Here is a 10,716-nt window from a genome sequence, read left to right on the forward strand (position 1 = left end):
GTTCTTGACGCTCCGCGTCATCTTTTTGCACCGCTAAAGGCACATGAAAAATCCTTCACTTTGCCGCAACCAAGCTGCAAGCCTCGCCATGCAAGGGCTGTAGGCAAACGACCATTTTTTGCTCACTCGGGAACCTGAACAGGCTATTTACTTAGGCAGCTAACAAATTCTATAAAAGAGTCCTGCGACACATCGCCGCAGTATCCAGAGGCCTAACCATTCAGGCCATCAAAGTCAGGAGCTTACTACTATGACTGTCAGAGTTACTGAACGCGACGACGCCCACCTCTCTCACGAAGCCGTTGCCGACGGCATCCAGATCTGGGACGTGCATCAACAGGACCAACTTGTCGGTATGTTCCACGTAGAGTCCGATGCTCTACGCTACAAGGAAGAGCTGGAAGCACTGGAAAGCCAGGGCAACCACTAAGCGACTTCCCTGAACCGCAACCACCCAGAACAATAAACGACAAAACCCGCTGAATGCGGGTTTTGTTTTGACCGGTCAGCGCGTTACCACATCAGGTCGTCAGGCACCTGATACGCAGCGTACGGATCGTCGGCATCCGGCGCTTCGGTCGGGGTGTTGAGCAACACGATACGGCGCGGGTCGCGCTCCTGGATCTTCAGCGCAGCCTCACGCGGAATGATCTCGTAACCGCCACCGTGGTGAACGATGGCCAGCGAACCGCTGCTGAGCTTGTTGCGCACCAGCGCGTTGACCGAGATCCGCTTGACCTTCTTATCGTCAACGAAGTTGTAGTAATCCTCGGTAATCAGCTTGGGCAGACGCGACACCTCGATCAGTTGCTTGACCTGAGCAGCACGGGCCTTCTGCTCGACCTTCTCCTGCTGCTGACGGTTCAGCTCCTGGTCACGCTTGGCCTTCTCGGCCATGGCTTCCTGAGCCGCGCGCTTTTGCGAGTCGTCGGCCTGGGCCTGACCCTTGTGCACCAGACGCTGCTCTTTCTGCTTTTCTTTGCCGACCTGCTTGGCCTGCTTTTGGTTGACCAGACCTGCCTTGAGCAACTGATCGCGAAGGGAAAGGCTCATTGTCTACTCACTTATACCGTTACCGCACACTCAGCCGCAGCCGGGCGTGCTCTTTTCCTGACGTTTGGCTTCACCCCACAATGCGTCCATTTCTTCGAGCGTGCACGATTCGATAGGACGCTGGATGTGGCGCAATGCCTGTTCAATGAATCGGAAGCGTCTGTCGAACTTGCTATTAGCCGAGCGTAGCGCAGTTTCCGGGTCGACTTTAAGGTGCCGGGCCAGGTTGACGACACTGAACAGCAAATCGCCGACTTCCTCGGCAATGCCTTCGGCGTCATTGTCGACCATGGCTTCAAGAATTTCATCGAGTTCTTCACGCACCTTGTCGACCACCGGCAACGCTGCAGGCCAGTCGAAGCCGACCTGCGAAGCACGCTTCTGCAGTTTGGCGGCACGACTCAACGCAGGCAAGGCCACCGGCACGTCGTCGAGCAGCGACAACTGCTCGGGGGTGCCAGACTTTTCGGCACGTTCCTCGGCCTTGATCTCGTCCCAGCGCTGGTTAACCTGCTCGTCGGTCAGGCACGGCGTTTCTGCCGGCGCGTACAACTCGCCGGTCGGAAACACGTGCGGATGGCGACGCAGCAACTTGCGGGTAATACCGTCGATGACGTCGTCGAATTCAAACCGGCCTTCTTCCTTGGCCAACTGAGCATAGAAGACCACCTGAAACAGCAGGTCTCCCAGCTCGCCCTTCAGATGGTCGAGGTCGCCCTGCTCGATGGCATCGGCCACTTCGTAGGCTTCTTCCAGCGTATGCGGCACGATGCTGGCGTAGGTCTGCTTCAGGTCCCACGGGCAACCAGACTGCGGATCACGCAGCCGGGCCATGAGGTGCAGCAGGTCTTGAACTGTATACATGGGGCTCCCTGTGAGCGCAGGCAACGCTTATGGCGTCCTGTTCCTGCGTGTTTCGATAATGTTCGGCAGCTGGGAAATGCGCCCCAACAACCGCCCCAGTGCGTCCAGGCCCGGAATCTCGATGGTCAGCGACATGAGCGCTGTGTTGTCTTCCTTGTTCGAGCGGGTGTTGACCGCCAGTACGTTGATACGCTCGTTGAGCAGCACTTGGGTGACGTCACGCAGCAGGCCGGAACGGTCGTAGGCGCGAATGATGATGTCCACCGGATACGTGAGCACCGGCACCGGCCCCCAGCTGACCTGAATGATCCGCTCGGGCTCGCGGCCACCCAGTTGCAGCACCGAAGCGCAATCCTGACGGTGAATGCTGACGCCACGGCCCTGGGTGATGTAACCGACAATCGCATCGCCCGGCAGCGGCTGGCAGCAACCGGCCATCTGTGTCATCAGGTTGCCAACGCCCTGAATCTGAATATCGCCACGCTTGCCAGGCTTGTAGCCCGTAGCTTTGCGCGGGATCAGTTCCAGCTGTTCATTGACGCGATCAGGTTCAACCTGCTGCTGAGCCAGATTGACCAGTTGCGCCAGACGCAGATCACCCGCGCCCAAGGCGGCAAACATGTCGTCGGCGGTCTTGTGGTTGGCCTTGTCCGCCAGCTTGTCGAAGTCGACCTGCGGCAATGCCAGGCGCGCCAGTTCGCGTTCGATAAGGGTTTTACCGGCCGCAACGTTCTGGTCGCGGGCCTGCAATTTGAACCAGTGAACAATCTTGGCGCGCGCCCGCGAGGTCGTGATGTAACCGAGGTTGGAGTTCAGCCAGTCACGGCTCGGCGTGCCGTGCTTGCTGGTGATGATCTCGACCTGCTCGCCGGTCTGCAGGCTGTAGTTGAGCGGTACGATGCGGCCGTTGATCTTCGCACCACGGCAGTTATGGCCGATTTCGGTGTGCACCCGATAGGCAAAGTCCAGCGGTGTTGCGCCCTTGGGCAGGTCGATGGCGTGGCCGTCAGGGGTGAAGACGTAGACCCGGTCAGGCTCGATATCAACCCGCAGCTGATCTGCCAGGCCACCAATGTCACCCAGCTCTTCATGCCACTCAAGTACCTGACGCAGCCAGGAAATTTTCTCTTCGTAATGATTGGAGCCAGATTTGACGTCAGTGCCTTTATAGCGCCAGTGCGCGCAAACGCCCAGTTCGGCCTCTTCGTGCATGGCGTGGGTGCGTATCTGCACTTCCAGGACCTTGCCTTCCGGCCCGATGACCGCTGTGTGCAGCGAGCGATAGCCATTTTCCTTGGGGTTGGCGATGTAATCGTCGAACTCTTTGGGAATATGCCGCCACAAGGTGTGCACAATGCCCAGCGCGGTATAGCAATCGCGCATTTCCGGGACCAGTACACGCAACGCGCGCACGTCATAGATCTGGCTGAATGCCAGGCCTTTGCGCTGCATTTTGCGCCAGATGGAATAGATATGTTTGGCTCGGCCACTGATGTCAGCCGTCACGCCGGTGGCTTGCAGTTCGTTGTCGAGCTGGGACATGACATCGCTGATGAAGCGCTCGCGGTCCAGCCGGCGCTCATGCAGCAGCTTGGCGATCTGCTTGTACTGATCAGGCTCCAGGTAGCGGAAAGAAAGGTCTTCCAGCTCCCACTTGATATGCCCGATACCCAGACGATGGGCCAGCGGCGCGTAGATGTCGAAGACTTCCCGGGCCACACGGTTGCGTTTCTCGTCGTCGGCGTTCTTTACCGCACGAATCGCGCAAGTGCGCTCGGCCAGCTTGATCAGCGCAACGCGAACGTCGTCGACCATCGCCACGAGCATCTTGCGCAGGTTTTCGACCTGCGCCTGACTGCCTAGCACCAGAGATTGACGAGGGCTGAGACTGGCGCTGATCGCGGCCATGCGCAGCACGCCGTCGATCAGTTTGGCGACCGTCGCGCCGAAACGCTGCTCGACTTCCGGCAAAGGGATGACACCTTCACGCACGCCGCGGTAAATGACCGCCGCAACCAACGAGTCCTGATCCAGCTTGAGGTCAGCGAGGATCTCCGCGATTTCCAGACCGGTCTGGAAACTGGAGGTGCCCTCTGCCCAGTGATTCTTGTGGGCCTTGTCGTTCTGCTCGGCTTGCCGGGCAAACTCACAGGCCTGTTTCATGACTTCCCGGTCCAGGACCAGGTCGACGCTGACAATATGATCGAGCCACGCGTCGAGATTGATACTGCCGTCTGTGTTTATCGGCTGGTTCGCTCTCACCTGTACCATGCTGCTTACCTTCCCTACGGCGCGATGAATAGCGCCATCAGTCGCCAGCCTTCTGAGCGAATGCCACTTGCCGGGCAAGCAAGGACCGGCATTCGCGGGCCAGTCGGATTAAATGAGGTTCCCTGTCAGCAGCGACCTCGATCCAGTGAACGCTGCTCACTTACTCATTTCAAATAAAGCCATCGCCTCGACATGCGCCGTCTGTGGAAACATATCGAGGATTCCGGCACGTTTTAATCGGTAGCCCTGACTGATCAGTTCGACCGTGTCACGAGCCAAAGTTGCCGGGTTGCATGAAACATAAAGCAGTCGCCGGGCACCCGTTTTTCTGATCTGGCGAACCACTTCAAAGGCCCCGTCACGCGGTGGGTCCAAGAGTACCGCAGAAAACCCTTCCGCCGCCCAGTCGGCGTGTGTCAGCGGCTGGGAAAGATCCGCCTGAAAAAACTGCACATTGTGCAGATCATTACTCATTGCGTTCACGGCTGCACGCTCGACCATGGTCGCAACGCCTTCGACCGCCACCACTTCCTTCGCCAGACCCGCCAGTGGCAAGGCAAAATTGCCCAGACCGCAAAACAGGTCCATTACCCGTTCATCTTTGGCAGGCGCCAGCCATTGCAGAGCCTGCTCGATCATCGCGGTGTTAACCGCCGCGTTGACCTGAATGAAATCTCCCGGTCGCCAGGCCAGTTGCAGGTTCCACGGCTCCAGCCGGTAGCCCAGCGTATCGCCGGGGCTGGCCGGTTGGGGCTCGCCGTCGCCATGCAGCCACAGCTGCGCGCCGTGCTTGGAGCAAAACGCCTGCAACAGCGCCAGGTCGGCCTCGGCAAGCGGCGCGGTGTGGCGCAACAACACGGCAGTCGCAACCCCACTGAACAGCTCGACGTGACCCAGCGCCTGCGGTTTGCTGAAGTTTTTCAGCATGCCAGGCAACTCATTCATGATGGGTTGCAAGGCCTGTACCAGCACCGGACAGTGTTCGATGCTGACGATGTCCTGGCTGGCGGCTGCGCGGAACCCCACGTCCAGCCTTTTGGCCTTGGCATCCCAGCGAACCGCGACCCGCGCGCGTCGGCGATAGGCCAGCTCGGCACCGCTCAAAGGTGCCGCCCATTCATCCGGCACAGCATTCGCCACGCGCAACAATTGCTCGGCGAGCATGCGCTGTTTCAGGGCAAGCTGTTCTTCGTGGGGCACATGCTGAACACTGCAGCCGCCGCAGCGACCGAAATACTCACAAGCCGGAGCGCGACGCATGGTGCTGGCGTTGAAGACCCGCTCGGTGCGCGCCTCGACGACCTTGCCGCGCGCATTGAGCACCCGCGCCTCGACCTCCTCGCCCGCCAGACTGCCAGCGACAAACCAGGTCTTGCCGTCGAGAAAAGCGATACCGCGACCGTCATCGGACAGGCGCTCGATAGTCAGCCGCTGTTTTTTACCGGCAGGAATCTGCACGGTCTTGACGCCGCCCGTGGGCTGAAAGCGCAGACCTCGTTCATGTTTGGCCATCAGTTGGGCGAATCGTAGATGCCGGTCGACAGGTAGCGGTCGCCTCGGTCACAGATGATCGCCACAATCACGGCATTTTCTACTTCACGGGAAATGCGCAGTGCCCCAGCGACCGAGCCGCCGGACGACACACCACAGAAGATGCCTTCTTCGCGCGCCAGTCGGCGCATGGTGTCTTCGGCCTCGGTCTGGCCCATGTCGATGATGCGGTCGACACGGTCCGACTGATAGATTTTCGGCAGGTATTCATGCGGCCAGCGGCGAATACCGGGGATCGAAGCGCCCTCCATCGGTTGCAGACCGACGATCTGCACCTCGGGATTTTGCTCCTTGAGGTAGCGTGAGGTGCCCATGATGGTGCCGGTGGTGCCCATCGAGCTGACGAAATGGGTCACGGTACCGCCCGTCTGCCGCCAGATTTCCGGACCGGTGGACGTGTAATGCGCCTCGGGATTGTCGCCATTGGCGAATTGATCGAGCACCTTGCCGCGGCCTTCGGCCTGCATGCGCTCGGCCAGATCACGGGCACCTTCCATGCCCTCGTCCTTACTGACCGAAATCAGCTCGGCACCGTAGGCGGTCATTGCGGCCTTGCGTTCGGCACTGGAGTTGTCCGGCATGATCAGAATCATCCGGTAACCCTTTATCGCTGCGGCCATGGCCAGTGCGATCCCGGTATTGCCGGAAGTGGCTTCGATCAGCGTGTCACCCGGATGGATCTGGCCGCGCAACTCGGCACGGGTGATCATCGACAGGGCCGGACGGTCTTTTACCGAGCCAGCGGGGTTATTACCTTCAAGCTTCAACAGGAGGGTATTGCTGGTATTACCCGCCATGCGCTGCAGACGCACCAGCGGAGTGTTGCCGACGCAATCGGCAATGGTTTGATACTGCAGGGTCATGGCGTCTTCGCAATCCAGACTGCGGGGGGTGCCTATCATAACGGCAAACGGCCAAAGCCCATATCACGCAAAGTGCGCTGCTTATTCCCAAAAAGAATAAACACTGTTTTTTCCACTGCGGCCTAGCTCTGCACAGAGAGTTAGGTGGCCCATGCTGGCGGTAAATGGCTAAACTCAACCCCTTGTGCCGATACAGCCAGGCAGCCGATGCCTGATATCGACGGACTGATACGTGTTGCTGGAGAACGAGCGTGCTGACCAAGCTGGGTATAAAAGGCCGTGTGCTGCTACTGACTATTTTGCCTGCCAGCCTGATGGCCGCAATGCTTGGTGGTTATTTCACCTGGATGCAGTTGAGCGAACTGCAAAGCCAGTTGCTGCAACGCGGCGAAATGATCGCCCAGGATCTGGCACCATTGGCCGCCAACGCATTGGGGCGCAAGGACAAGGTCCTGCTAAGCCGCATCGCGACCCAGACCCTGGAGCAGACCGACGTGCGCGCCGTGTCGTTTCTCGACGTCGATCGCACACCACTGGCCCACGCCGGACCGACCATGATCAGCCCTTCGCCGATTGGCAGCGGCTCGCAGTTGCTCAATTCGACCGGCACCGACGCCACGCGTTATTTGCTCCCGGTATTCGGCAATCAACGCCACCTGACCAGCCCGATCATTCCGGCCGAAGCCGACACCCTGCTGGGCTGGGTCGAACTTGAAATATCCCATAACGGCACGCTGTTGCGCGGCTATCGAAGCCTGTTTGCCAGCCTGCTGCTGATCCTGACCGGGCTGGCCTGCACCGCGACTCTTGCAGTACGCATGAGCCGCACCATCAACGGGCCGATGAGCCAGATCAAACAGGCAGTGTCGCAGCTCAAGGACGGCAATCTCGAAACCCGCCTGCCGCCGCTGGGCAGTCGGGAGCTGGACGAACTGGCGTCAGGCATCAATCGCATGGCGGCGACCTTGCAGAACGCGCAGGAAGAGCTGCAACTGAGCATCGATCAAGCGACCGAGGATGTACGCCAGAATCTGGAAACCATCGAAATCCAGAACATCGAGCTGGACCTGGCGCGCAAGGAAGCCCTTGAAGCAAGCCGGATCAAGTCCGAATTCCTGGCCAACATGAGCCACGAAATCCGCACGCCGCTCAATGGCATTCTGGGCTTCACCCATTTGCTGCAAAAAAGCGAGCTGACGCCGCGTCAGTTCGACTACCTGGGCACCATCGAGAAGTCGGCCGACAACCTGTTGAGCATCATCAACGAGATTCTCGACTTTCGAAGATCGAGGCTGGCAAGCTGGTGCTCGACAACATCCCGTTCAACCTGCGTGATCTGCTGCAGGACACCTTGACCATCCTCGCCCCGGCGGCGCATGCCAAACAGCTGGAACTGGTCAGTCTGGTGTACCGCGATACACCACTGGCGCTGTCCGGCGACCCGTTGCGCCTGCGGCAGATTCTGACCAACCTGGTCAGCAACGCGATCAAATTCACCCGCGAAGGCACCATCGTCGCCCGTGCCATGCTTGAAGACGAAACCGAAGAGCACGCGCAATTGCGCATCAGCGTGCAGGACACCGGCATCGGCCTGTCCAGTCAGGATGTGCGGGCGCTGTTCCAGGCGTTCAGCCAGGCCGACAACTCGCTCTCCCGCCAGCCGGGCGGCACGGGTCTGGGTCTGGTGATTTCCAAGCGCCTGATCGAACAGATGGGCGGCGAAATCGGTGTCGACAGCACGCCGGGCGAAGGTTCGGAATTCTGGATCAGCCTGAAACTGCCCAAGGCCCGCGAAGACAAGGAAGAATCGTTCAATATCCCGCTGGGAGGGCTACGCGCAGCAGTGCTTGAACACCATGACCTGGCGCGGCAGGCGCTGGAGCATCAGCTGGAAGACTGCGGTCTGCAAACCACCGTGTTCAACAACCTGGAAAACCTGCTCAACGGGGTGACGGCGGCGCACGAGACCCCGTCGGCCATCGATCTGGCGGTGCTCGGCGTGACCGCGCTGGAAATTTCCCCGGAACGGTTGCGCCAGCACATCTGGGATCTGGAAAACCTCAACTGCAAGGTCATGGTGCTATGTCCGACCACCGAGCACGCGCTGTTCCAGTTGGCGGTCCACGATGTCTATACGCAATTGCAGGCCAAGCCCGCCTGTACCCGCAAACTGCAAAAAGCGCTGTCCGAACTGATCGCGCCGCGGGCGATCCGCGCCGACATTGGTCCGCCGTTGTCGAGCCGCGCGCCGCGGGTGCTGTGCGTGGATGACAACCCGGCCAACCTGCTGCTGGTGCAGACCCTGCTCGAAGACATGGGCGCAGAAGTCGTGGCCGTCGAGGGCGGCTATGCAGCGGTCAATGCGGTGCAGCAGGAAGCGTTCGATCTGGTGTTGATGGACGTGCAGATGCCCGGTATGGACGGGCGTCAGGCCACCGAGGCGATTCGTGCCTGGGAAGCTGAACGCAACCAGAGCTCACTGCCGATCGTGGCACTTACCGCCCACGCGATGGCCAATGAAAAACGCTCGCTGCTGCAAAGTGGCATGGATGACTACCTGACCAAACCGATCAGCGAGCGGCAGCTGGCACAGGTGGTCCTCAAGTGGACGGGGCTGGCACTGCGCAACCCTGCGCCAGAACGCCAGAACGAAGCACCTGAAGGGCACGTCGGGCCACTGGTGCTCGATCATGAAGAAGGGCTGCGCCTGGCTGCGGGCAAGGCGGATCTCGCCGCCGACATGCTGGCCATGCTGCTGGCCTCGCTGGCCGCCGACCGCGAGGCCATCCGTGTGGCGCGGGCCAACCAGGATATACAAGCGCTGATCGAACGCATTCACCGTCTGCACGGCGCAACGCGCTACTGCGGCGTCCCGCAACTGCGCACCGCCTGTCAACGCGCTGAAACCCTGCTCAAGCAGAACGCCGCGCACACCGAAGAAGCTCTGGACGATTTGGACAAAGCCATCATTCGCCTGGAATCCGAGGCGCGGGTGACCGCGTGATAGCACCGCTCGCTCCTCACACTCCAGCGCAGCAATGCCGGTGCGGGTGCCCGGCGTCCGATCCTGAAGGCGTGGAGCATGATAGGATGCGCGCAATTTTGGAGGACCCATGGTCGAACACGATTTTCGCTACAGCATGCTCAACCCGCAGCACACCTTGACCGAATGCCGCACTTTGGCGCCCGGTCGCTATCAGGTCACCGGTAACGGCGGCTCGATTCACGACAACGACCAGTTGCTGGTGACGATCAAAGGCAGCAAAAGCCTGCACATGCGCCTGACCGTCGAGAAAGTCCGGCACCTGATCAACCCGCCGGGCCAATGGATTGCAGTGGCCAAAGGTCCGGTGTTCGACGAGCTGGCGATTCATCAGTGGAAAGTGAATTGCGACAGCTGCGCCGCCGAACTGAACTTCGAGTTCATGGTAGAGAGCAAGCTGGGCGTCAAGGCGCAGAAACCTGCCGCCATCGCGCGCATCGCGGAGCTGGGCTGGAAAACCGAAGGCGAGAAGCACCTCTGCAAGAAGTGCCAGGAGAAAGCGGCATGAAACAGTTTGCGCTCCTGAGCCTGATCGGCGGCGCGCTGCTGGCCGGTTGTACCGCTGACCCGCTGCCGATCCGTCAGGACCACAGCTACGTGATGGAGTGGATAGGCGAACGTCCGCTGATCGATAACAGTCGCTTGACCATGACGCTGGGTGCCGATGGCCGTGCGTATGGCAATGCGGGCTGCAACCACTGGTTTGCGCCCTATACGCTGAACGATCACAGCATCAGTTTCGGTCCGGTGGGAAAAAACCCGCAAGATGTGCGCCCCCGCGCTGATGGAGCAGGAACAACGCTTCATCAAAGCCATCAGCAGCGTGCAACGCTGGGACATCTCGCCCATCGAGCAACTGCGCCTGTGGCCAGCCCAAGGCAAGCCACTGCGCTTCTGGCTGGAAGATAGCTGATCCGAAGCTCCGCGTAACTTGCGACGCAGAGCGTCTAGAACTGCATTCCCACGCTGGAGCGTAGGGAACGATCACTATCCTGCGACGCCCCGCGCAACGCCTGGATAACAGCCGACTGCCCGCGCATTTCACTATCGTGCGGCGCTCCGCGTCGCATG

The 10,716-nt window shown here is 60.1% G+C and carries 7 protein-coding genes and 2 pseudogenes; 4 read left to right on the forward strand and 5 right to left on the reverse strand.

Annotated elements, in window-relative coordinates; all coding sequences use genetic code 11:
* The first annotated feature begins 250 nt into the window (after positions 1 to 250).
* Positions 251 to 430 carry a hypothetical protein gene (locus tag ALO64_RS05360; protein WP_002554613.1) on the forward strand — a complete coding sequence of 60 codons (180 nt, stop codon included), beginning with the start codon at positions 251 to 253 and terminating at the stop codon, positions 428 to 430.
* A gap of 83 nt (positions 431 to 513) precedes the next feature.
* On the opposite strand, the gene ALO64_RS05365 is transcribed toward ALO64_RS05360, so the two are convergent.
* The 5 genes from ALO64_RS05365 to cysM all read right to left on the reverse strand — a co-directional run bounded on the left by ALO64_RS05365 (position 514) and on the right by cysM (position 6,602).
* Positions 514 to 1,053, reverse strand: coding sequence for a DUF2058 domain-containing protein (locus ALO64_RS05365; RefSeq protein ID WP_005755227.1), 540 nt, complete (start codon positions 1,051 to 1,053; stop codon positions 514 to 516).
* Positions 1,054 to 1,083: 30 nt separating this feature from the next.
* On the reverse strand, positions 1,084 to 1,917 hold the full coding sequence (gene mazG / locus ALO64_RS05370) for a nucleoside triphosphate pyrophosphohydrolase (RefSeq protein ID WP_044343365.1): 834 nt from the start codon (positions 1,915 to 1,917) through the stop codon (positions 1,084 to 1,086).
* 27 nt (positions 1,918 to 1,944) lie between these two features.
* On the reverse strand, positions 1,945 to 4,188 hold the full coding sequence (gene relA, locus ALO64_RS05375) for a GTP diphosphokinase (protein WP_004657204.1): 2,244 nt from the start codon (positions 4,186 to 4,188) through the stop codon (positions 1,945 to 1,947).
* Positions 4,189 to 4,344: 156 nt separating this feature from the next.
* Positions 4,345 to 5,700, reverse strand: coding sequence for a 23S rRNA (uracil(1939)-C(5))-methyltransferase RlmD (gene rlmD / locus ALO64_RS05380; RefSeq protein ID WP_044343366.1), 1,356 nt, complete (start codon positions 5,698 to 5,700; stop codon positions 4,345 to 4,347).
* A complete protein-coding gene (cysM, locus tag ALO64_RS05385) occupies positions 5,700 to 6,602 on the reverse strand; it encodes a cysteine synthase CysM (protein WP_002554618.1) in 903 nt (300 codons plus the stop codon). The genes rlmD and cysM overlap by 1 nt, the downstream gene beginning before the upstream one ends.
* A gap of 251 nt (positions 6,603 to 6,853) precedes the next feature.
* On the opposite strand from cysM, the pseudogene ALO64_RS05390 reads away from it, so the two are divergent.
* The 3 genes and pseudogenes from ALO64_RS05390 to ALO64_RS05400 all read left to right on the forward strand — a co-directional run bounded on the left by ALO64_RS05390 (position 6,854) and on the right by ALO64_RS05400 (position 10,558).
* Positions 6,854 to 9,606, forward strand: a pseudogene (locus tag ALO64_RS05390) (response regulator).
* A 109-nt stretch (positions 9,607 to 9,715) separates the two neighbouring features.
* A complete protein-coding gene (locus ALO64_RS05395) occupies positions 9,716 to 10,153 on the forward strand; it encodes a hypothetical protein (RefSeq protein WP_002554619.1) in 438 nt (145 codons plus the stop codon).
* A pseudogene (locus ALO64_RS05400) lies at positions 10,150 to 10,558 on the forward strand (META domain-containing protein). Before ALO64_RS05395 ends, ALO64_RS05400 begins: the two are co-directional and overlap by 4 nt.
* Positions 10,559 to 10,716 lie beyond the last annotated feature (158 nt).

It is taken from the genome of Pseudomonas meliae (assembly GCF_001400515.1).
In the GTDB taxonomy this organism is placed as follows: Bacteria; Pseudomonadota; Gammaproteobacteria; order Pseudomonadales; family Pseudomonadaceae; genus Aquipseudomonas; species Aquipseudomonas amygdali.